Raw genomic sequence first — 20,783 nt, forward strand, 5'->3', positions numbered from 1 at the left:
CGTCTGTCCGTACCCCTTATACATACTGTTTAATTGCATGCTGTTGGCAAAAGCAGTTGATCTTCAAAAGGGGTACGGACACGATGACCGCCCGATCCATCCGCAACGCGGCGGCCACGGTGCTGGCGGGCTCCCTCGCCCTCACCGCCGCGGCCTGCTCGAACCCCGGCTCCACCGCCGACGGCGCCGGCGGGCCCAAGGATTCCGCGGTCGTCGGCATCGCCTACGAGCCCGACAGCCTCAGCCCCCTCCTCGGCTACGGCAAGGACGGCAACTCGAAGATATTCGACGGCCTCCTCGCCTTCGACGCCGACATGAGGCTCAAGCCGGCCCTCGCCCGCGAGCTGCCCCACGTCAGCGACGGCGGCCTCACCTACACGTACGACCTCCGCGACGGCGTCACCTTCAGCGACGGGGCCCCCTTCACCGCGAAGGACGTCGTCTTCACGTACCGGACGATCCTCGACCCGAAGACGAACAACCCCTCCCGCACCGAGCTCGACGCCCTGAAGAGCGTCGAGGCGGTCGGCGACGACACCGTCGTCTTCCGCCTCAAGTACCCCTACGCGCCCTTCGCCCAGCGCACCGTCCACGCCATCGCCCCCGAGCACGTCGCCGCGAAGCAGGACGTCAACACCGGCGCCTTCACCACCAAGCCGATCGGCACCGGACCCTACGTCCTCACCGGCTGGTCCAAGGGCGAGAAGCTCACCTTCAAGGCCAACCCGGCCTACTGGAACGGCGCGCCGCAGGTGAAGAAGTTCACCATGGCGATCATCAAGGACGACGACGTCCGCGCCACCCGGCTGCGCGCGGGCGACCTCGACGGCGCCGTCCTGCCGCCCAACCTCGCCGCCGGCTTCAAGACCGACAAGGGCAAGAAGACCTGGACGGCGAAGACCTACGACTACCGCACGGTCACCCTCCCCACCCACAACGAGGTGACCGGCGACACCGCCGTCCGCCGCGCCCTCGACCTCGCCGTCGACCGGAAGACCATGGTCGACAAGATCCTCGAAGGGGCCGGAAAGCCCGCCTACGGGCCCGTCCCCACCGACAGCCCCTGGTTCACCGAGGGCACCGAGCGCCGCCACGACCTCGCCGGGGCGCGGAAGATCCTCGACGAGGCCGGCTGGAAGCCCGGCCCCGACGGCGTCCGCGTCAAGGACGGCGTCCGCGCCGCCTTCCCGCTCTGGTACCTCTCCGGCGACAAGCTCCGCCAGGACCACGCCCTCGCCTACGCCTCCGACGCCAAGAAGGCCGGCATCGACATCAAGACCCAGGCCGGCACCTGGGAGGTCATCGAGCCCCGGATGAAGACCGACGCCGTCCTCGCCGGCGGCGGCTCGCCCGGCGACCCCGACTTCGACCAGTACCTCCTCCTGAAGTCCTCCCTCGGCGGCGACGGCTTCAACAACATGGCCCGGTACGACAACAAGACCGTCGACAAGGCCCTGGAGGACGGCCGCCGCACCGACGACCCCGCCGAGCGGCACGCCGCGTACGACACCGTCCAGCGCGAACTGGTCAAGAACCCCGGCTACACCTTCCTCACCCACATCGACCACCTCTACGTCGTAAACGACTCCTGGGACGGCCCGTCCACCCAGACCGAGCCGCACGACCACGGCCTCGCCGCCGGCCCCTGGTGGAACGTCGAGAGCTGGAAGCCCAAGGGCGCCGGAGCGGCGCGGAAGTGAAGCGCCGCCTCCCCTGGGGGGCCATGGCGCGGATGACGGGACGGCGCGCCCTGGCCGCCGTCCCCGTCCTCCTCGGCGTCACCCTCGCGGTCTTCGCCGTCGCCGAGGCCTCCCCCTTCGACCCCGTCAAGGCCTACGCCGGCACCGCCGGACTCACCGCCTCGCAGGAGAACCTCGACCAGCTCCGCGCCAACCTCGGCGCCGACCGGCCCCTCCTCACCCGCTGGTGGGACTGGCTCACCGCCGCCCTCACCGGCGACTTCGGCGACTCCGCCGTCATGCGCCGGCCCGTCGCCGACGTCATCACCGAACGCCTCGGCTGGTCCGTCCTGCTCGCCGCCACCGCCTTCGCCGTGGCCATCGCGCTCGGCACCCTCCTCGGCGTCCTCGCCGGACGCCGCCGCGGCGGCCTCCTCGACCGGGCCGTCAGCTCCGCCGCGTACACCCTGGAAGCCGCCCCCGCCTTCTGGCTCGGCCTCCTCGCCATCTGGTTCTTCGCCCTGAGGCTGGGCGTCCTGCCCGCCGGCGGGCTCACCGACACCGCGAGCGACACCGTCACCTTCGACCAGGTCGCCCGCCACCTCGTGCTGCCCGCGCTCGTCCTCGGCGTCTCCCAACTGCCGTGGTTCTTCCTGTACGTCCGCCAGGGCGTCGGCGACGCCCTCGACGAGGACCCCGTGCGCGGCGCCCGCGCCCGCGGCCTGCGCGAGCGGACCGTCCTCACCGGCCACGCCCTCCGCTCCGGAATGCTGCCCATGCTCACCCTCGTCGGCTCCCGCGTCCCCGAGCTGATCACCGGCGCCCTGCTCGTGGAGACCGTCTTCAGCTGGCCCGGCATCGCCGCCGCCACCGTCACGGCCGCCACCTCCGTGGACTTCCCGCTGCTCGCCGCGCTCACCGTCCTCGCCACCGCCGCCGTCCTCCTCGGCAACCTCCTCTCCGACCTGCTGTACGGCCTGGCCGACCCGAGGGTGGGCTTCGATGGCTGACCCGCGCACCCACCGGACCCGGTTCTGGACCTCCGCCGTCACCGTCGCGGTCGTCCTCCTCGCCGTCCTGCTCGTGCCGCCGCTCGTCCAGCTCGACGAGCAGGCCGTCGACCTCTCCCGCAAGCTCCTCCCGCCGTCCTGGGACCACCCCTTCGGCACCGACGACCTCGGCCGCGACCTCCTCCTGCGCTGCGTCTACGGCCTGCGGGTCTCGCTCCTCGTCGGACTCGTCGCCGCCCTCGTCGCCACCGTCATCGGCACCACCGTCGGAGCCGCCGCAGGCGCGCTCGGCGGCTGGGCCGACCGCACCCTCATGCGGCTCGTCGACGCCTTCTCCTCCGTGCCGCACCTGCTCCTCGGCATCTTCGTCGTCGCCCTCTTCCGGCCCGGCGTCTGGCCCGTCATCGTCTCCGTCGCCGTCACCCACTGGCTCTCCACCGCCCGGATCGTGCGCTCCGAGGTCCTCTCGCTGCGCACCCGGCCCTTCGTGGACGCCGCCGTCTCCGGCGGCGCGGGACGGTGGCGCGTCGCCGTCCGGCACCTGCTGCCCGCCGTCCTGCCGCAGGCCGGGCTCGCCGCCGTCCTGATGGTCCCGCACGCCATGTGGCACGAGTCCGCGCTGTCCTTCCTCGGCCTCGGCCTCCCCAGCCACCGGGCCAGCCTCGGCAACCTGGTGCAGAACGCCCGCTCCTCGCTCCTCGCCGGGTACTGGTGGCCCACCCTCTTCCCCGGCCTCCTCCTCATCGTGCCGACCCTCGCCATCGCCGGACTCGCGGGCGTATGGCGCGACCGGCTCAACCCGCGCCGCCGATCGGAGCTGATGCTGTGACCGCCCCGAACGCCTCCCGGGCTCCTGAGAACAAGCTCCTGCGCGCACTCGACGCCGTCACCGCCGAACGGGCCGAGGACGCCGTCCTCAGCGTCCGCGGCCTCACCGTCCGCTTCCGGCTGCGCGGCGGCCGCACCGTCGACGCCGTCAGCGACGCCGACTTCGACCTCGCGGCGGGGGAGTGCCTCGCCCTCGTCGGCGAGAGCGGCTGCGGCAAGTCCGTCCTCGCCTCCGCCCTCCTCGGCCTGCTCCCGGGCAACGCCGAGACCTCCGGCACGGCCCTGCTCGCGAGCCCCGACGGCGGGGACGGGAAGGGCCCCGGCGGGGGCGCCGTCGATCTGCTCGCCGCCGACGAGAAGACCCTCGCCCGCACCGTACGGGGCCGCCGCGTCGGCCTCGTACCGCAGAGCCCCGCCGCCCACCTCACCCCCGTCCGCACCGTGCGATCCCACCTGGAGGAGACCGTCCGCGCCCTCACCGGCACCGCCCGCCGCGCCCGGCGCGAGGCCGTCCGGGACGCCGCGGAACGGACCGCCTTCCCCGCCGACCACCTCGACCGGTACCCGCACGAGCTCTCCGGCGGCCTCGCCCAGCGCGCCGCCACCGCCCTCGCCCTCATCGGCGACGCCCGGCTGCTGCTCGCCGACGAACCCACCACCGGCCTCGACCGCGACCTCGTCGACCGCACCGTGGACGAACTGCGCCGCCACGCCGACGACGGCCGCGCCCTGCTCCTCATCACCCACGACCTGGCCGCCGCCGAGCGGATCGCGGACCGCGTCGCCGTCATGTACGCGGGCCGGATCGTCGAGATCGCCCCCGCCCACCGCTTCTTCGGCCCCGTCGGCCCCCGCCACCCCTACGCCCGGGGCCTGCTCGACGCCCTCCCCGACCGGGCCTTCGCCCCCGTCCCCGGCATGCCCCCGGAGCTCACCGCGCTGCCCGCGGGCTGCGCCTTCGCCCCGCGCTGCCCCCGCGCCACCGACCTCTGCGCCACCCGCCCCGAGCCCGCGGCCGGGGTGGCCTGCCACCACCCGGAGCACCCCCGTGCTTGAACTCGACGCCGTCACCGCCGGCTACGACCGCCGCGCCCCCGTCTTCCGGGGCGCCTCCCTCGCCGTCGCCCCCGGCGAGTCCGTCGGCCTCCTCGGCCCCAGCGGCTGCGGCAAGTCCACCCTCGCCCGGGTCGCCGCCCTCCTCCACCGCCCCGACGCGGGCCGGCTCGTCCTGGACGGCACCGAGGTGCGGGCCTGGCGCCACCGCGCCCCGCGCGAGCTGCGCACCGCCGTCGGCGTCGTCTTCCAGCAGCCCCGCACCGCCGCCGACCCCCGGCTCACCCTCGCGGACCTCGTCGTCGAACCGCTGCGCGCCACCGGCCGCCGTACCGAGGCCCCCGAGCGCCTGGCCGAACTCGCCCCGGCCGTCGGCCTCACCCCCGACCTGCTCGTCCGCCGCCCCCACGAGGTCAGCGACGGACAGCTCCAGCGCGCCTGCCTCGCCCGCGCCCTCGCCCTGCGCCCCCGCTGGCTGATCTGCGACGAGATGACCGCCATGCTCGACGCCTCCACCACGGCCGCCCTGGTCGCCGCCGTCGAGACCTACCGCGCGCAGACCGGCGCGAGCCTCCTCGCCGTCGGCCACGACCGCGTCCTCCTGAACCGCTGGTGCGACCGCACGGTCGAGTGGCGGGACTGCCTGCCCGCCGGGGAGAACCCGTGACCGTCCCCTGGCCCCCCGCCCCCGCCGACGACCCCCTCGACGGACTGCGCGCCGCCCTCACCGACGCCCCCTGCGGATACGAGCCCACCAGCGGGTACGAGGACCGCTGCTGGCTCCTGCACACCCTCCACGACGGTCCGGTACGGCTCCGCTGGGACGACGTCCTCGCCCGGTCCGGACGGCGCCTCGCCGACTGGCCCGGACCCCCCTCGCACCTCGTCTTCGAAGGCGTCGAGGGCGCCGCCGAACTGGAGGGTCCCGACCCGGCCGAGATGGACCGCGCCTGCCTCGCCCGGCTCGTCGGCCACCTCGTGCGGCACAGCCCGCAGGGGCCCGACACGCCCTGCGGCGCCGCGCAGGCACCCGTGGAGGGCCTCGCGGACGAGGCCGGCGCCCTCGTGGCCCGGCGCGGACGCCTCGGGGACGCCCTCGCCCACCACGACGCCTGCAACGGCCCCCGGTCCGTACTGGACCACCGCTTCCCCGCCACCTGGTGGGCGGCGGACGGCCGCTGGCTCGTGCTCACCGACTGGGACCTGAGCGCCACCCTGGTCTTCGGCCCCACCGCGCTCGTGGCCGCCCTGCTCGCCGATCCGGAGCTCGACGCCGTACGCCGCCCGGGGATCGCGGAGGCGCTCGACCGCGCGCGCTGACCCGTCCGGCGGGATCTCACCCGGATGGCCGCCCCGCCATACGCCCGGACGGAGCGCTCATTCCGCCACACTGTCCGCCGAAAGCCGCAATTCCGGTGCGGCGTCGGAGGGACGTGAAGGCGATGGCCGTTTCCATTTCTGTGGTGCTGCTCCTGCTGATCCTGGCCGTGATCTTCCTGCGGAACGGCGGTCTGAAGCTCTCGCACGCGCTCGTCTGCGCCCTGCTCGGCTTCTTCCTCGCCGGCACCAGCATGGCGCCCACCATCCACGAAGGGGTCGCCGCCACCGCCGACGTGGTCTCCGGCCTCAAGCCGTGACCCGCGGGGCCGCCCGGGGAGCACGGACCCGGAGCGGCCCCGTACCGCTCACTCCATCTCGGGCATGTCGCCCACCGTGGTCCTCATGTCGATCACGGCGAAGGCGGCCCCCTGCGGGTCCAGGACGGCCGCGAACCGGCCGAACGGGCTGTCCATCGGCCCGAACACCTTCCGCCCGGAGAGCCGCTCCGCCGCCTCGACGGCCTTGTCGCAGTTGTCGACGGCGAAGTAGACCTGGATGTACGAGGGGACCTCCGGCGGGAAGTCCCCGGTCATCGTCATCCGTCCGAGGACCGGGTCGTCCCCCAGGTCGAAGAGCCGGTAGTCGACCTCCGCGTCCTTGATCCTCTTCGAGCCGTAGCCGAAGACGGACGTGAAGAAGGCGTCGGACTTCTCCGGCTCCCGGGTGAACACCTCCGCCCAGGCGTACGAACCGGTCTCGCCCTCCAGCTCGAAGCCCTGGTGCGCGCCCGGCTGCCAGACGCCGAACACGACGCCCGCGGGGTCCCGGGCGAGGCACATCGTCCCGGAGTCGCCGATCCGCATCGGCTCCATCAGGACGGTGCCGCCCGCGGTCCGGATCCGCTCCGCCGTCGCGGCGGCGTCCGGCGAGGAGAAGTACAGACACCAGGCCGACTGCGGCGGCGTGTCCTGCCCCGGCATCGGCGGGACGACGGCCGCGACCGCCTTCCCGTTCTTGTAGGCCTGGGTGTAGTCGCCGAACTCCGTGGAGGCCTCGGCGAAGGTCCAGCCGAGCACGTCGGCGTAGAACGTCTTGGCGCCCTCGGCGTCGGTGAACATCGCATCGGTCCAGATCGGCGTGCCCTCGGGTCGTGCGGCCATGACGGTGACTCTTTTCCGGTCGATGACGTGCTTCCTGTGAGCCACGCTAGCCAGGGCCGCCGCACCCCGCTCGGCGACGCCGCACGGCTGCGATCATGGACGGATGGAGACGATCGCGGGGGACGGGATGATCGCCGTCCGGCGGGGGCGGGTCACCCTGTCGGACCGGCGCACGGAGCACCGCTGGACGGTCGACGTCGGCCCGTACGCCCTGGCCGACGCCCCCGTCACGGGGGAGCTGTACGAGCGGGTCACGGGGCCCCGGCCGGGCGCCGCGCACGGCGGCCGGCTCCCGGTCGAAGGGGTCTCCTGGGGCGACGCGGTCCGCTTCTGCAACGCCCTCTCCGCCCGCGACGGCCTCACCCCCGCCTACCGGATCCCGGCGGACCGCGCGGACGGAGCCGACGGCGCGGAGGGGACCGAGTGGGACCGGGACGCCGACGGGTACCGGCTGCCCACCGAGGCCGAGTGGGAGCACGCCTGCCGCGCCGGCACCACGGAGGCCCGCTACGGCCCGCTCGACGACATCGCCTGGCACCGGGGGAACTCCGGGGAGCGCCCCCACGAGGTGCGCGGCCGCCTCCCCAACGCCTGGGGCCTCCACGACATGCTGGGCAACGTCTGGGAGTGGTGCTGGGACCTGTACGACCCCGAGGTCTACGGCGCCTACCGGGTGCTGCGCGGCGGCGGCTGGTTCGACGAGCACTGGAGCTGCCGCGCCTCGGTGCGCCGGCGCAGCCACCCCACCCTCCGCATCGACGACGTCGGCTTCCGCGTCGCCCGCACCCTGCCCGGCTGAGGAGACCGGACCCCGGCGTCAGCCGGGCAGCCGGCCCATCGCGTACCGGTGGAACGGGCCGTCCGGGATCGGCAGGTCGGGACGCCACGTCCGCAGCACCTGGGCCGACGGCAGGAACAGCGCCTCCGGCAGCCGGTCCGGGTCCGTCCACTCCCAGCGCTCGATCTTGTCGGGCTCGGTCACGGCCGGCGTTCCGCCGAAGACGCCCACGGCCGTGGCCACGGTCATCCGGGTCATGCGGTCGGACGTGACCGAGTCCAGGAGCAGCCCCAGGACCTCCACGTCGGCCGCGTCCGCGACGAGCGACGTCTCCTCGGCCAGCTCGCGGACCGCCGCGGCCTCCACGGACTCGCCCGGCTCGACCTTGCCGCCCGGCAGCTCCCACACCCCGGAGCGGTGGAGGCCGAGGAGGACCCGGCCGGAGCCGTCGGTCACGACGACCCCCGCCCCGAGGGAGGCGTGGGCGGAGGGCGGCTGGACGTTGCGCGGGGCTGCGGCCGCCCGCTCGGAGGTGGTCATGGCACCCCTTCTACCAGTCCTCCCTCAACCGGCGGGCACCGGGGGGACCACCGCCACCGGGCAGTGGGCCTCGTGCAGCACGGCGTGGGCGACGGAACCGACGAGCAGCGAGCCGAAGTGGTGCCGGTGGTGCCGCCCCACGACCACCAGGCCCGCGTCCCGCGAGCCCTCCACGAGCCGTCCCGCCGCGTCCCCCGGCACCACCACCGGGCGCAGCTCCACGTCGGGCCACCGCGCGGCGAAGGGCCGCAGACGCTCCTCCTGCTCCCGCTCCGCCTCCCGCAGGAGTTCCTCGGCGTCGTTCGCGAGGGGCAGCGGGGGCGGCACCTGGAGCGCCGGGGACGGCACGGCGAGCAGGGCGCCCTGCGGCGGGGGCAGCCGGAACGCGGTCACGGCCTCCAGGGGCACGCCCCGGTGGCGGGCCTCCTCGAAGGCGAAGGCCGGCACCTCGTCCGGGGTCTCCTCCGGATGCAGGCCCAGGAGCACCCGGCCCGCCCCCCGCCCGTCCTCCGGGACGGCCGTACGGGCCTCGTGGGGGACGACGACGAGCGGACAGGGCGCGCTCGCGGCCAGGGTGCGGCTCGTCGAGCCGAGCAGCAGGCTCGCGAAGCCGCCGCGGCCCCGGGAGCCGGTCACCAGGAGGCGGGCGCCCCGGGCGACCGCCGCCAGGGCGTCGGTCACGGACCCGTCGAGGGACGCGTACCGCACCGGGACGCGGGGCCCGCGCCGCTCCATCCCGGCCGCCACGCCGTTCAGCACCGTGTCGGGAAGCTCGGGCGCCGGGCCCGGGGACTGGACGCGGGCCGTGCCGAGTCGCAGCTCCTCGGACCGGACGTGGGCCACGACCAGCGGGGAGCCGGTGCCCTCCGCGGTGCGCAGGGCCCACTCCAGGACCCTCGGGCCGTGCTCGGACCCGTCCACGCAGACGACGACCGGCGGCCGGTGCGCGGGGTTCGTGTCACTCATGAGGGGATGACTCCCTCACCGGCCCCCGCGCCACACCGGTCCGGCCCGGTCGTGACCGGGCCGGAGGAGGGGTGCGGGAGGGACGGCGCGGGAGGCCGGGCCTCCCGCGTGGAAGGCCGGGGTTCCCGCGCGAAAAGCCGGGACCCCGCGCGGAAGGTCAGGCCTCCCGGTGGAAGGTCAGGCCTCCTGCGCGCGGCGCGCCCGCTCCTCGTCGCGCTCCTTGATGCGGGCGGTCTCCTTGCGGACCTCCGCCTGGGTGGCCCGCTCCTTCCGGAGCCACTCGGGGAACTCCTGCTTGAGCGCCTCGATCTGCTCGGTGGTGAGGGGCTCGGTGATGCCGCCGCGCGCGAGACCGGCGATGGAGACGCCCAGCTTCGACGCGACCACCGGGCGGGGGTGCGGGCCGTTCTTCCGGAGCTCCTGGAGCCAGGCGGGCGGGTTCGCCTGGAGCTCGTTCAGCTCGGTGCGCGAGACGACACCCTCCTGGAACTTCGCGGGGGTGGACTCGAGGTACACACCCAGCTTCTTCGCCGCGGTCGCGGGCTTCATCGTCTGGGTGTTCTGGTGCGACGTCATGTGACCAGGGTATCGAGCATGTGGACGGACTCCGACCACGGCGGCTACCGGTAACCTGGCGGAGTGACAGGCACGGACGCTTCCTCCTCGGACCCCCTCCCGGACTCCCCCTCCGGCTCCTCCCCGGGGACCCCCTCGTTCCGGCTCGCGTACGTGCCGGGCGTGACCCCCTCGAAGTGGGTGCGGATCTGGCACGAGCGCCTGCCCGACGTGCCGCTGACCCTCCACGCCGTGACCCCGGCCGAGGCGTTCGGCGCGCTCCGGGAGGGCGCGGCGGACGCGGGCCTCGTCCGGCTGCCCGTCGACGGGGACGACCTCAGCGCGATCCCGCTCTACACGGAGACGACGGTCGTCGTCGTCCCCAAGGACCACCTGTTCGCGGAGGTCGAGCAGGTGTCGGCGGAGGACCTCGCCGACGAACTCGTCCTGCACCCCCTCGACGACACCCTCGGCTGGGAGCGCCCGCCGGGCCGTCCGGCGTTCGAGCGCCCGGCGACCACCGCCGACGCGGTCGAACTGGTCGCGGCCGGGGTCGGCCTGCTCGCCGTCCCCCAGTCGCTCGCCCGGCTGCACCACCGCAAGGACCTCACCTACCGGACGCTCGACGGCGTCCCGCAGTCGCGCGTCGCCCTGTCGTGGCCGGCCGCCGACGAGGCCCCCGACCTGGTGGAGGAGTTCATCGGCATCGTGCGCGGCCGGACGGTGAACAGCACCCGGGGCCGCCGCGCCGAGGAGCGCAAGGGCCAGAAGGAGCAGAAGCCCGCCAAGTCCGGGAAGCCCGCCAAGACCGGGTCGGGCTCCCGTACGGCGGGACGGCCCGCGGCCCGCAAGGGCGGCGGCACCTCCGGCCGGGGCGCCGGGGGCTCCGGCTCCGCGCGCGGCGGCCGGAGCGGAAAGCCCCGCCGCAGGTCCTGAGCCTCCGCCGGGCCGGGGTGTCCGGACGGCGGACACCCCCCGTCCGCCGCGCGCGCCCTCGCCATACTGACCCCTCCTGATCACACGGATCACACGGATCGACCGGATCACGTGGATCGCACCGATCACACAGGAGGAGCTTTGGCCGCCAGTTTCAGGACCGTCGTCGAGGTGGGCCCGGACCACCTCGACCAGGCCCGGTCCATCGACCGGGTGTTCCAGGAGGCGATCGCCCCGGCGACCGTCAACTTCGACTTCGAGGCGATACGGGAGGCGGCCGCCGCCGTCCCCGACAGCACCGTGGTGCGGATGGTCAGGGGCTGGGGGCTCCAGGAGCACGCCCCCGTCCTGGTCATGGTCCTCTCCCTCAAGGAGGCCGTCCGGCAGGCGCTCCCGCCCGAGTGCGCGGACGCCGGCTTCTGGGCCACCGTCGAGCGGGAGCTCGTCGCGGCCTTCACGGGGCTCGCCGCCCAGGAGGGCCGGCCCGGACTCTCCTTCTACGAGGAGTCCGGGGAGCGCACCCGCTTCTACCGGGACCTGTTCTTCGCCCTCCAGGACGAGGAGACCGGGGAGCACATGTACGCCCTGGCCTTCTGCGTGGACGTGACCGTCGAACTGCCGAAGGCGGAGGCCGTCGCGCTCGGCCTGACGGACGTCGTCCCCTTCGCGGTGCGGCTGAACGCCATCGTGATCCGCCAGACCCTGGACCTCGCGGCCTGACGGACCGCCCCGGCACACCCCCGTGCCACCGGGGCACCCACCGGCCCGCCGTCCCGGGCCGGACCCCGTACCCGCGTGGCACCGGATCCGCGTGGCACCGGATCCGCGGTACCGGCCGTGAAGGCGGCCCGCCGCTCAGACCGGCCGGCGCCAGCGGCCGCTCCGCGCCGCCGCGACCAGCTCCGGCACCGTGGCGAGCTTGACCCGGGGGCGGCCCGCGTCCCGGCCCCGCGCCCGCTCGGTCCGGTCGATGGCCGCGAGACCGCGCGCGTCGACGAGCCCCCTGCTGCGGCTCCTGGCCAGCCTGCGGAACTCCGCCGACGTGCCCGTCGGCTTCGGCAGCGCCCCCGCGACCGCGTCCGCGAGCAGCGTCCCGACCGTCTCCTCCGCGCACGCCCGGTTGGCCCCGATGCCGCCGGAGGGCCCGCGCTTGATCCAGCCCACGACGTAGCCGCCCGCCAGACCGGCGATCCGCCCGCCCTCGTGCGGCACGGTGCCCGTCGCCTCGTCGAACGGCAGGCCCGGGAGCGGCACGCCCCGGTAGCCGACGGCCCGGACGAGCAGCCCCGCCCCGATCTCCGTACCGGACTCCGCTCCGTCCCCGGTCACCCGGACCGCCCGCACCGCGTCGGTGCCGAGCGCCTCGACCGGCGCGGAGTGGAAGCGGAGCACGATCCGGCGCCGGTCCGGCGCGGGCGGCCGCGTCCAGTCCACCGCCTCCCGGGCCACGTCCCGCAGGAGCGCCGCCTTCTCCCCGGCCGCCGCCGCGTCGATCGCGGCGCCGGTGCGCGGGTCCCGGTCGTCGACGACCAGCTCCACGTCCGGGAGGTGCTTCAGGGCGAGCAGCTCGGAGGAGGTGTACGCGGCGTGCTCGGGGCCCCGGCGGCCGAGCAGCACCACCTCGCGGACCCGGGTGCCGTTCAGGGCGGCGAGGGCGTGGTCGGCGATGTCCGTGCCCGCGAGGGCGGCCGGGTCCGTGACGAGGACGCGGGCCACGTCGAGCGCCACATTGCCGTTGCCGACCACCACGACCCGCTCGGCGGAGAGCGGGACGGCGTCCGCGCCGGTCTCCGGGTGCGCGTTGTACCAGGAGACGACGGAGGTCGCGGAGACGCTGCCCGGCAGGTCCTCGCCGGGGATGCCGAGCCGCCGGTCGGAGGGCGCGCCCACCGCGTAGATCACCGCGTCGTGGTGGGCGGCCAGCTCCTCGGCGGTGACGTCCCGGCCGATCTCCACGCCGAGCCGCATCCGGACGCGGGGGTGGGAGTGGAAGCGGGCGAAGGTCTCCCCGGCGCCCTTGGTCGCCGGGTGGTCGGGCGCCACGCCGTACCGGACGAGTCCGCCGGCCACCGGCAGCCGGTCGATCAGCGTCACCTCGGCGTCGGTGTGCAGGAGCAGGTCCTCCGCGGCGTACATGCCGGCCGGGCCCGTGCCGACGACCGCGACCCGCAGCGGGGCGAAGTCGGACGGGAGCGAGCGGGGGAAGGAGGGCTCGTCCCAGGGGTGGAAGTTGGGCGAGGCCACGGCGGGGCCGGGCGTGCGGGCCGTGTCGCCCGTGTAGTACTCCGCGTTGATCGCCTCGTACTCCCGCAGCCGTCCGGTGAGGCGGTCCGCCGGGAAGATCGCGTCGACCGGGCAGGCGTCGGCGCAGGCACCGCAGTCGATGCAGCTCCTGGGGTCGATGTACAGCATCTCCGTGGTGCCGAAGTCCGGTTCCCCGGGCGCCGGATGGATGCAGTTGACCGGGCAGACGGCGACGCAGGTCGCGTCGTTGCAGCAGGTCTGGGTGATCGCGTAGGTCATGTCGTCGACTCGGTTCGGGTGCGGGGCCCGGGGACGGGCGCGAGGTGCGGACGCGGGGTCAGATCAGGCTGGCGCGCTTGTAGATGAGGAGCGCGGGCCGGGTGAGCAGACGGGCCGAGGCGAGGAACTCCATGAGTCCGGCGCAGCTGGAGCGCAGCTGGGACTTGTAGTGCTCGTTGGCCGCGGCCTCGCGGCGCGCCCGCTCCGGGTCGAGTCCGGCCTGCGCGTACACGTCGGGGCTGACCATGCTGGTGACGATGTAGTACGAGGCGATGGCGACGACCAGGGCGTGGAAGTGGCGGCGGGCCGTGCTCGCCCGCGCGAGGCGGCGGCGCGTCTCGTCCCGGGCGAACTTCATGTGCCGGGACTCCTCGACGACGTGGATGTTGCTGATGGTGCGCACGAAGGGGGCGACCCGCTCGTCGCGCATCCAGTCGCGCTGCATGACGTCGAGGACCTCCTCGGCGACGAGGATCGCGGCGTACGCGGCCTCGCCGAAGCCCACCGTCTTGAAGGCGCGGCCCAGTTCGAGCACCGCGCGGCGCGGCCGGTAGGCGGGGGCGCCGAGCTTCGCGGAGCCGCGGCCGAACATGATCGAGTGGCGGCACTCGTCCGCGATCTCGGTCAGGGCCCACTGGAACCGGGGGTCGGTGGGGTCCTTCGCGTACATGTCCCGCAGCACCATCTGCTGGAGGATCATCTCGAACCAGATGCCGGTGCTGGCGACCGACGCGGCCTCCTGCCGGGTCAGCTCCTTGCGCTGCTCCTCGGTCATCTCGTTCCAGTAGGCCGTGCCGTAGAGGCTGTTCCACTCGGGGCTCTGGCCGTGGAAGTCCTTGTCGAGGGGGGTGTCCCAGTCCACCTCGGCGGCGGGGTCGTACGAGAGCTTGGCGGCGGACCGGAGCAGCCGTTCGGCGACGTCCGAGGCCGAGACGTTCTCGTCCTCGGCCCCGTCGTGGCTGCCCGGGCGAACGGTGCTGCTTGCCATGGTGCGGCTCCTTGGGTCGCGATCGACTCGGAGGCTTGTTAGACGTCCCGTCTAGCAAGCTTGTTAGACGGAACGTATAGCAAGGTGCCCGGGTAGGCCTACCCCCCGGTAAGGACTTGTTTCCGAAAGCTTTCCGGCGCACGCGCGAACGGGGCCGGAGCCGTGGCGGCTCCGGCCCCGTCAGGGGGTCGCGCGGTGTCAGAAGGTCAGGTTCCAGGCGTCGATCTTGCCCGAGTCCTGGCTCGCGTTGTCGTTCACGCGCAGCTTCCAGACCCCGTTCGCCACCTCGGACGAGGCGTTGACGGTGTAGGTCTGGACGATGTTGTCCGCGCTGCCGCCGGTCCGGTTGTGCAGCGTGTAGACGCTGCCGTCCGGGGCCACCAGGTCGACCTTCAGGTCACCGATGTAGGTGTGCTTGACGTCCACGCCCACCTTGAGCGCGGCCGGCGCGTTGCCCGTCACGCCGCTGACCGTGATCGGGCTCTCCACCGTGGTGTTGTCGGGGACCGTGACGTCCGTCAGGTTCTCGAAGTACTTCCCGGGCGGCGGGGTCGAGCCGCCGACGGCCTTCAGGGCGTCGACCGAACCCTCGCCGAAGAAGCCGTTCCTGGTCGTGGTGCCCTTGCAGCGGGTGTCCGACGGGCAGGCCTTGTCGGCCGCCTGGACGCCCAGCTGGTCCCGGATCTGCGCCGGGGTGAAGGACGGGTTCACGCTCGCGATCAGCGCCGCGACGCCGGCCACGTGCGGGGACGCCATCGAAGTGCCGTTCAGGTTGCCGTACTTGCCGCCCGGGAGCGTCGAGTAGACGCCCGAGGAGCCGTCGCCGCCGGGGGCCGCGATGTCGATGACGCCGTTGCCGAAGTTCGAGTACGAGGCCTTGGCGCCGCCGTTGCCCTGCGCGGCGACGGTCACGACGCCGGGCAGCTCGGTCGGGATGTCGATGCAGGCGTTCGTGATGGTGCGGGTGACCGGGGTCGAGTCGTTGGGGCTCGCCGTGTCGGTCGTCTTGTTCGCCAGGTCGTAGTTGGAGTTGCCGGCGGCGGCGACCTGGAGCGAGCCCTTGCCCTCGGCGTACTCCTGCGCCCGGCGGACGCCCTCGATGATGGCGGCCTGGTCCAGGTTGTCCGGGCAGTTGAACTGCCACGGGTCCGTGTAGTAGCTGTTGTTGGTGACCTTGAAGCCGTGGTCACCGGCCCACACGAAGCCGCAGATCGTGTTCTCCGCGAAGAACAGCGTGCTGCCCGGCTCCGCGATGCGGACCGAGGAGATCTTCACGCCCGGCGCGACGCCGATGACGCCCTTGCCGTTCTTGGCGGCCGCGATCGTGCCCGCGACGTGCGTGCCGTGGGTGTCGACGTCCCGCCAGGCACCCGCCCGGGCGTCCGCCTTGCCGTAGGCGCAGGAGGCCGAGTCGGCGGCGTTGAAGTTGGGCGCGATGTCCTGGTGCTGGTCGTCCACGCCGGTGTCCAGGACGCCGACCTTCACCGACGCCGAACCGGTGGTGACGGCCCAGGCCTGGTCGGCCTTGATCTGCGTCATGTCCCAGCGGTTGGACTCGGTGAGCGTCGTCGCCGACTGCGACGGGTTGGCCGGGAGCGCCGGGTCGTAGGCGTCGGCCGGGACGTCGGACGTCCGGGTCGCGCCGACCTGCTGGACGCCGGAGACCGTGCGCATCGAGGAGGCGAACGACGCGGACGTCGAGTGCGCCACGATCACGCCGATCGCGTCGTAGGTCGCGAAGACCGAGCCGCCCTTGGTGGCCACGGAGCCGCTCACGGCGGCGGTGCCGCCGGGGGCCGTGATCACCAGGTACGCGCGCGTGCCCGCGGCCCAGGCGGCCGGGGCGGCGGCGGGAGCCGCCTTCGCGGTGGTGGCCGGGCTCGCCCCCGCCGGACGGACCGCGACGGGCGCGGTGTCCGACGTTGCTGCGTGGGCGAGTCCGGCGGGGGTGGCGAGCGCCACGATCGTGCCGAGGGCCGCGACGGACAGGGCCGAGGTTCTCGACCGACCGGCCGTCCGGCCGGATATGAGGGAAAACATTGCGTCCTCCGATGGCCCGGTGGCGTCTGGGACGCCCGCCGGGCCCTGTGATGTGTGGGGTGGACGCAAGATCCCAGAATCGCCCCCCGGAAGGAAGTGTTCTGTCCGAGAAGCCCGTTCGCGTTACGCACTTTTGATCGAAGGGCATCAGGACGGCGAAATTTCCCGGACACCTGTCCATGTATGCTGGACATCTGTCCAGCAAGTATGAGTGGTGGGAGACGACGGTGGAGACGACGGCGAACGTGCTGGTGGGCCTGGTGGCCGCCCTGCACGTGTACGTCCTGGTTCTGGAGATGTTCCTGTGGGAGAAGGCGCCGGGGCGCGGACTGTCCGGCTTCGACGCCGAGTTGGCCCGCGCGACCGCTCCGCTCGCCGCGAACCAGGGCCTCTACAACGGCTTCCTGGCCGCCGGCCTCGTCTGGGGCCTGATCGCCGGAGACCCCACGGGCCACCGGGTCCAGGTCTTCTTCCTCTCCTGCGTCCTCGTCGCCGGCCTGTACGGCGGCCTCACCGCGAACCGCCGCATCCTGGTCGCCCAGGCGCTGCCGGGCGCGCTGGCCCTCGGCGCCGTCCTCCTCGCCCGGTGACCCCGGCCGTGGAGGACCCCCGCGCCGCCCGGACCCGTGCCCGGCTCCGCCGGTCCCTCCTCGACGCCTGCGCGGAGACCCCGCTGGGCGAGGTCACCGTCGCCGCGCTGGTGCGCCGGGCCGGGGTCGGCCGCGCCACCTTCTACCTCCACTACGGAGACCTGGAGGCGCTGGCCGTCGACGCCTGCGCCGACGTGGTCCGCGACGCGGTCGACGCCCTGCACGCCTGGCGCGGCGTGCCCGACCCGGCGTCCCCGCCGCCCGCGCTGCTCGACTTCTTCGCCGGACTCGCCCCGCACGCCGGGCTCTACCGGGAGCTGCTGCGCCCGGGCGGCGGCGGGCCGCTCGGCCTCGTGCTCCACGAGGACCTGCGCGCCCGCAGCCTCGCCGAACGGGCCCTGGTCGGCGCCCCGGAGCCCGGCCTCGTCGCGTCCGCCGTGGCCGCGGCCTTCGCCGGGGTGCTCGCCGACTGGCTGCACGGCCTGGTGGAGGGCGCCCCCGAGGAGATCGCCCACCGGGTCTGGCGCCTCCTGATCGCCCTGCACCGCGCGCCGTTGTCGTAACCGCCGGCCGGGACCCGCGCGGGTCCCGGCCGGCGGCTGCGCGGCGGCTACTTGAGGTACGGCCCGGCGGTGCCGATCCGGCCGGGGCCGTTCAGGACGTACACCCGCAGGTTGCCCTTTCCGGGCGCCGCGACCGTGAGGGTCCCGTTCGTGACGGTCCGGACGTCACCGGTGACGGCGTCGGTGTACGTGCCGTTCGGGACGCCGGTGTAGGCGGCGCCGCCCGAGACCGTGACGAGCGCGAAGCTGTCCGTGCCCGCGTCGGTGTAGCGGCGCTTGAACGCCATGCCGCCCGAGACGCCCTCCGTGGAGTACTGGCCGGTCTGGAGCGCGGGGACCGCCCGGCGGATCTGGTTGAGCCGCTGCACGTGCCGGACCAGCGGCTGCTGGAGGGTGGTGGCGACGGCGCCGGACGCCGAGGAGACCGTGGAGAAGCCGGAGGCGGTGACGGAGCCGGCGAGGTGCGCGCCGAAGTAGGCGCGGCCGGTGTCGGCGAGCGGGCAGGACGGCCCGCAGTCGATCCTCCTCCCCTTCTGGAACTCGATCTCGGAGCCGTAGTACAGCGTCGGGATGCCGCGGAAGGTCCACATCAGGGACATGTTCTCGGCCCAGGCGTCGGTGCCGCCCGCGTACCGCTCGCTCGACTTGTTGGGCCCGTAGTCGTGGCTGTCGACGTAGACGACGTTGTAGGTGGCGTCGTTGTAGCTGTCGTCGGAGTCCTTGCCGTTGGAGAAGGCGTTCTGCGCGTCGCCGAAGTTCATGTGCATGCGCATGTCGATGACGTTCATGCCGGAGAAGCGGCTGTGGTCGGGCGCGTGGTAGCCGTTGCCGTTCAGGAAGGCGTTGGTGGAGGTGGGCTGGTTCCCCGTCCCCCGCTGCTGCTCGTGGTCGTACATCTCCAGGGCGGCCCTGCCGTCGTCGAGGTCGTACTCCTTGCGCTCCTTCCAGGTGTAGAACTGCGCGGAGTGGTTCACCGAGCCGCGGTTCCACTTGTCGTTGACGAAGGCGGCGACCTCGCCGAAGACGAAGAAGTTCTTCGCGGCCTCCGCGCCGTGGCGCCGGGTCACCCGCTCCTGGACGGCGGGCAGGAAGCGGCGGTTCCAGGTGGTGCGCGGGATGTGCACGGCGGTGTCGACGCGGAAGCCGTCGACGCCCATGTCGATGTACTTGTCGTACGCGCCGATCAAGTAGTTCTGGACGGCCGGGTTCTCGGTGTCGAAGTCCGCCAGGTCCTCGTGGAGCCAGCAGGAACGGGAGTCCTCGCCCTCCCAGTTGCCGATCCAGCACTGGTGGTAGAGCGCCTTCGGGAACATGCCGGAAGTGGGGCTCGGCCACTGGCAGTTGTAGACGGTGTAGCCCTCGGCACTCTTCCCGCCGGTCGGCTTCCCCCAGTTCACGCAGGTGTTGCCGGTCGGCTCGGCCGTCGACCACAGGTCGCCGTTGTAGTACGACTTGCCGCTCTTCGGGTCGACCGTCAGGCCGTCGTACTCGAAGCCGGGCTGCTTCTCGTCGTAGTACCAGCTCCACTGGGCGTCCCGCACGCCGTACACGGTGGGCGTGAACAGGCCCTTGGCGCCCCAGCGGGAGGAGTGGTTGTAGACGACGTCCTGGTAGATCTTCATGCCCTTGGCGTGGGCGGCGTCGATCAGGTCCTGGTAGGAGGCGCCGGCCGACTCCAGGCGCGGGTCCACCTCGTAGAAGTCCCAGCCGTGGTAGCCGTGGTAGTCGTAGTCCGAGCGGTTGAGGACGACCGGGGTGACCCATATCGCCGAGAAGCCGAGGCCCTTGACGTAGTCGAGCTTCTGGATCAGGCCCTTGAAGTCGCCCCGGAACATGGGGTCGTCGTGGGCCGCGTTGCCCGACTTGGCGTGCTGGCTCCCGCCCCGGTTGTTCGACGGGTCGCCGTCGTTGAAGCGGGCGGTGAGGACGAAGTAGATCGGGTCCTTGCGCGGGTCGGTGCCCAGCGGCTTGCCGGTCGCCGGGGTCGCGGGCCTGTCGCCCGTGGTCGCGCCGGCGGGGGAGGAGGCGGCGGAGACGTTCCCGGCGGCGTCCACGGCCCTCACCGTGTAGGTGTACGCGGTCCGTTCGGCCAGACCGGTGTCGGAGAAGACCGTGGAGCCGACGTCGGTGACGACCGTGCCGCCGCCGCCTCCGGTGCGGGTGACCTGGTACCCGGTGACGCCCCGGTCGTCGGTGGAGGGGTTCCAGGCGAGCAGGACGGAGGTGCCGTCGGCCGTCGCGGTGAGGCCGGCGGGGGCCCGGGTGTCGGGCGGGGTGGCGGCGCAGGGGTCGGCGGCGTTCGCCGTCACCGTCCGGTTCCGGACGGTCGAGACGCCCGCGCCGAGGGCGTAGTCGGAGCCGCCGTTGTTGTCCCAGGTGCCGTTGCCGTTGTTGAAGGCGGCCTTGAGGCCGGTGGCCGTCCCGAGGTCGAGCTCCCGCTTCCACCAGCCGGAGCAGGCGGCCCGCATGCCGACCCCGGGTGCGGTGGTCCAGGCGCCGCCCGTCGGCTGGTAGTGGACGTTGGCGGTGGACCAGCCGAGGGAGGCGGTGGAGTAGTAGACGGTGGCCTTGCGGGACTCGGCGGGCGGGGTGTCGGCGCAGGGGTCGGAGTGGGCGACGACCCCGTCCCTGACGGTGACGGCGCCCGTCCCCAGGGCGTAGTCGGAGCCGCCGTTGTTGTCCCAGGTGCCGTTGCCGTCGTTGAAGGCGGCCTTGAGGCCGGCGGCCGCGCCGAGCGGCACGGTCTTCTTCACCCAGTCGGTGCAGGCGGCCTCCATGGCGGTGCCGGGGACGGTGGTCCAGGAACCGCCGTCGGGCGCGTAGTGGAGGTTGTACCGGGCCCAGTTCTTCGTCTTCGTCCAGTAGTGGACCGTCGTCGCGTTCTCGACGGCCGCGGCGACGGGGGCGGTGCGCGGGGAGGGGGTGTCGGGGGGTGCGGCGACGAGGCCGACGACGCCGGCGGCGACGGCCAGGACGGCGACGGGTCGCGCCGGTGACCGTGGGCGGGTGCGTGTCATCTGAATCTCCAGGCGGGAGCCGCGCGTCCGGGCAGACCTCTGCCCGGGAAGGAGGACGAAGCCTGTTGGAAACGCAGTCGGAAATTTGCAGAAACATCTTGCGCTGGCCGGAAGTTACCGCCGGTCGCCCCCTGCGTAAAGGGTTTCGACGGGGCGGGTTGTGCTCCGGCGGGCATGCCTGTGGGGCCCTCGACGGCCACGGGCCTCGCGGACGTCGAGGGCCCCGACGAGAATTTC

Annotated in this window: 20 protein-coding genes; 12 read left to right on the forward strand and 8 right to left on the reverse strand. The window is 73.6% G+C overall.

What is annotated here, in order from left to right; translation table 11 throughout:
• Positions 1–83 precede the first annotated feature (83 nt).
• The 7 genes from ADL08_RS18205 (at position 84) to ADL08_RS18235 (ending at position 6,207) form a co-directional block, all read left to right on the forward strand.
• On the forward strand, positions 84–1,700 hold the full coding sequence (locus tag ADL08_RS18205; RefSeq protein WP_053644195.1) for an ABC transporter substrate-binding protein: 1,617 nt from the start codon (positions 84–86) through the stop codon (positions 1,698–1,700).
• Entirely contained in the window at positions 1,697–2,689 is a 993-nt protein-coding gene (locus tag ADL08_RS18210) for an ABC transporter permease (RefSeq protein ID WP_053644197.1), read from the forward strand. The genes ADL08_RS18205 and ADL08_RS18210 overlap by 4 nt, the downstream gene beginning before the upstream one ends.
• The gene (locus ADL08_RS18215) at positions 2,682–3,518 is read left to right on the forward strand and encodes an ABC transporter permease (protein WP_053644199.1); all 837 of its coding nucleotides are present in this window, start codon (positions 2,682–2,684) and stop codon (positions 3,516–3,518) included. The genes ADL08_RS18210 and ADL08_RS18215 overlap by 8 nt, the downstream gene beginning before the upstream one ends.
• The gene (locus tag ADL08_RS18220; RefSeq protein ID WP_234352179.1) at positions 3,515–4,573 is read left to right on the forward strand and encodes an ABC transporter ATP-binding protein; all 1,059 of its coding nucleotides are present in this window, start codon (positions 3,515–3,517) and stop codon (positions 4,571–4,573) included. Before ADL08_RS18215 ends, ADL08_RS18220 begins: the two co-directional genes overlap by 4 nt.
• Positions 4,566–5,237 carry an ABC transporter ATP-binding protein gene (locus ADL08_RS18225; RefSeq protein ID WP_053644201.1) on the forward strand — a complete coding sequence of 224 codons (672 nt, stop codon included), beginning with the start codon at positions 4,566–4,568 and terminating at the stop codon, positions 5,235–5,237. Before ADL08_RS18220 ends, ADL08_RS18225 begins: the two co-directional genes overlap by 8 nt.
• Entirely contained in the window at positions 5,234–5,890 is a 657-nt protein-coding gene (locus ADL08_RS18230; protein WP_053644203.1) for a hypothetical protein, read from the forward strand. The genes ADL08_RS18225 and ADL08_RS18230 overlap by 4 nt, the downstream gene beginning before the upstream one ends.
• A 122-nt stretch (positions 5,891–6,012) precedes the next feature.
• Positions 6,013–6,207, forward strand: coding sequence for a hypothetical protein (locus tag ADL08_RS18235; protein ID WP_053644205.1), 195 nt, complete (start codon positions 6,013–6,015; stop codon positions 6,205–6,207).
• Positions 6,208–6,255: 48 nt separating this feature from the next.
• Here the strand turns inward: ADL08_RS18235 and ADL08_RS18240 are convergent, their stop codons facing one another.
• Positions 6,256–7,050 (reverse strand): VOC family protein, encoded by a 795-nt coding sequence (locus ADL08_RS18240; RefSeq protein ID WP_053644207.1) that lies wholly within the window; start codon positions 7,048–7,050, stop codon positions 6,256–6,258.
• Positions 7,051–7,153: 103 nt separating this feature from the next.
• On the opposite strand from ADL08_RS18240, the gene ADL08_RS18245 reads away from it, so the two are divergent.
• Positions 7,154–7,849 (forward strand): formylglycine-generating enzyme family protein, encoded by a 696-nt coding sequence (locus ADL08_RS18245; protein ID WP_053644209.1) that lies wholly within the window; start codon positions 7,154–7,156, stop codon positions 7,847–7,849.
• Positions 7,850–7,867: 18 nt separating this feature from the next.
• On the opposite strand, the gene ADL08_RS18250 is transcribed toward ADL08_RS18245, so the two are convergent.
• The 3 genes from ADL08_RS18250 to ADL08_RS18260 form a co-directional block, all read right to left on the reverse strand.
• On the reverse strand, positions 7,868–8,368 hold the full coding sequence (locus tag ADL08_RS18250) for a nucleotide triphosphate diphosphatase NUDT15 (protein ID WP_053644211.1): 501 nt from the start codon (positions 8,366–8,368) through the stop codon (positions 7,868–7,870).
• Between the two features lie 24 nt (positions 8,369–8,392).
• Positions 8,393–9,334: a universal stress protein gene (locus ADL08_RS18255; RefSeq protein ID WP_053644213.1), complete on the reverse strand. Its 942-nt coding sequence runs from the start codon at positions 9,332–9,334 to the stop codon at positions 8,393–8,395.
• A 177-nt stretch (positions 9,335–9,511) separates the two neighbouring features.
• Positions 9,512–9,910, reverse strand: coding sequence for a DUF5997 family protein (locus ADL08_RS18260; RefSeq protein ID WP_053644216.1), 399 nt, complete (start codon positions 9,908–9,910; stop codon positions 9,512–9,514).
• A 63-nt stretch (positions 9,911–9,973) separates the two neighbouring features.
• Between ADL08_RS18260 and ADL08_RS18265 the strand changes: the two genes are divergently transcribed.
• Entirely contained in the window at positions 9,974–10,825 is an 852-nt protein-coding gene (locus ADL08_RS18265; protein WP_199837032.1) for a LysR family substrate-binding domain-containing protein, read from the forward strand.
• A gap of 141 nt (positions 10,826–10,966) precedes the next feature.
• Entirely contained in the window at positions 10,967–11,545 is a 579-nt protein-coding gene (locus tag ADL08_RS18270) for a Type-2Aa cytolytic delta-endotoxin (protein WP_053644218.1), read from the forward strand.
• A 135-nt stretch (positions 11,546–11,680) separates the two neighbouring features.
• Here the strand turns inward: ADL08_RS18270 and ADL08_RS18275 are convergent, their stop codons facing one another.
• The 3 genes from ADL08_RS18275 to ADL08_RS18285 all read right to left on the reverse strand — a co-directional run bounded on the left by ADL08_RS18275 (position 11,681) and on the right by ADL08_RS18285 (position 16,376).
• The gene (locus ADL08_RS18275) at positions 11,681–13,348 is read right to left on the reverse strand and encodes an FAD-dependent oxidoreductase (RefSeq protein WP_053644219.1); all 1,668 of its coding nucleotides are present in this window, start codon (positions 13,346–13,348) and stop codon (positions 11,681–11,683) included.
• A gap of 58 nt (positions 13,349–13,406) precedes the next feature.
• Positions 13,407–14,336, reverse strand: a complete 930-nt coding sequence (locus ADL08_RS18280) for an AurF N-oxygenase family protein (protein ID WP_053644221.1) — start codon at positions 14,334–14,336, stop codon at positions 13,407–13,409.
• A gap of 198 nt (positions 14,337–14,534) precedes the next feature.
• Positions 14,535–16,376 carry a S8 family peptidase gene (locus ADL08_RS18285; RefSeq protein WP_078968481.1) on the reverse strand — a complete coding sequence of 614 codons (1,842 nt, stop codon included), beginning with the start codon at positions 16,374–16,376 and terminating at the stop codon, positions 14,535–14,537.
• A gap of 227 nt (positions 16,377–16,603) precedes the next feature.
• Here ADL08_RS18285 and ADL08_RS18290 point away from each other — a divergent pair, with 227 nt between their 5' ends.
• The gene (locus tag ADL08_RS18290) at positions 16,604–16,966 is read left to right on the forward strand and encodes a DUF1304 domain-containing protein (protein WP_053644223.1); all 363 of its coding nucleotides are present in this window, start codon (positions 16,604–16,606) and stop codon (positions 16,964–16,966) included.
• Positions 16,963–17,529, forward strand: a complete 567-nt coding sequence (locus ADL08_RS18295) for a TetR/AcrR family transcriptional regulator (protein WP_053644225.1) — start codon at positions 16,963–16,965, stop codon at positions 17,527–17,529. The genes ADL08_RS18290 and ADL08_RS18295 overlap by 4 nt, the downstream gene beginning before the upstream one ends.
• A 47-nt stretch (positions 17,530–17,576) precedes the next feature.
• On the opposite strand, the gene ADL08_RS18300 is transcribed toward ADL08_RS18295, so the two are convergent.
• Positions 17,577–20,546, reverse strand: a complete 2,970-nt coding sequence (locus tag ADL08_RS18300; RefSeq protein ID WP_078968482.1) for a carbohydrate binding domain-containing protein — start codon at positions 20,544–20,546, stop codon at positions 17,577–17,579.
• Positions 20,547–20,783 lie beyond the last annotated feature (237 nt).

Origin of the sequence: Streptomyces sp. NRRL F-6492 (assembly GCF_001280125.1) — a bacterium.
Lineage (GTDB): Bacteria > Actinomycetota > Actinomycetes > Streptomycetales > Streptomycetaceae > Streptomyces.

What these genes read in the sequence shown, in the direction of transcription:
- ADL08_RS18235 (WP_053644205.1), top strand. Translation starts at nt 6,013, where the DNA reads ATGGCCGTTTCCATTTCTGTGGTGCTGCTCCTGCTGATCCTGGCCGTG.
- ADL08_RS18275 (WP_053644219.1), bottom strand. Translation starts at nt 13,348, where the DNA reads ATGACCTACGCGATCACCCAGACCTGCTGCAACGACGCGACCTGCGTC.
- ADL08_RS18205 (WP_053644195.1), top strand. Translation starts at nt 84, where the DNA reads ATGACCGCCCGATCCATCCGCAACGCGGCGGCCACGGTGCTGGCGGGC.
- ADL08_RS18300 (WP_078968482.1), bottom strand. Translation starts at nt 20,546, where the DNA reads ATGACACGCACCCGCCCACGGTCACCGGCGCGACCCGTCGCCGTCCTG.
- ADL08_RS18280 (WP_053644221.1), bottom strand. Translation starts at nt 14,336, where the DNA reads ATGGCAAGCAGCACCGTTCGCCCGGGCAGCCACGACGGGGCCGAGGAC.
- ADL08_RS18240 (WP_053644207.1), bottom strand. Translation starts at nt 7,050, where the DNA reads ATGGCCGCACGACCCGAGGGCACGCCGATCTGGACCGATGCGATGTTC.
- ADL08_RS18245 (WP_053644209.1), top strand. Translation starts at nt 7,154, where the DNA reads ATGGAGACGATCGCGGGGGACGGGATGATCGCCGTCCGGCGGGGGCGG.
- ADL08_RS18215 (WP_053644199.1), top strand. Translation starts at nt 2,682, where the DNA reads ATGGCTGACCCGCGCACCCACCGGACCCGGTTCTGGACCTCCGCCGTC.
- ADL08_RS18285 (WP_078968481.1), bottom strand. Translation starts at nt 16,376, where the DNA reads ATGTTTTCCCTCATATCCGGCCGGACGGCCGGTCGGTCGAGAACCTCG.
- ADL08_RS18250 (WP_053644211.1), bottom strand. Translation starts at nt 8,368, where the DNA reads ATGACCACCTCCGAGCGGGCGGCCGCAGCCCCGCGCAACGTCCAGCCG.
- ADL08_RS18260 (WP_053644216.1), bottom strand. Translation starts at nt 9,910, where the DNA reads ATGACGTCGCACCAGAACACCCAGACGATGAAGCCCGCGACCGCGGCG.
- ADL08_RS18255 (WP_053644213.1), bottom strand. Translation starts at nt 9,334, where the DNA reads ATGAGTGACACGAACCCCGCGCACCGGCCGCCGGTCGTCGTCTGCGTG.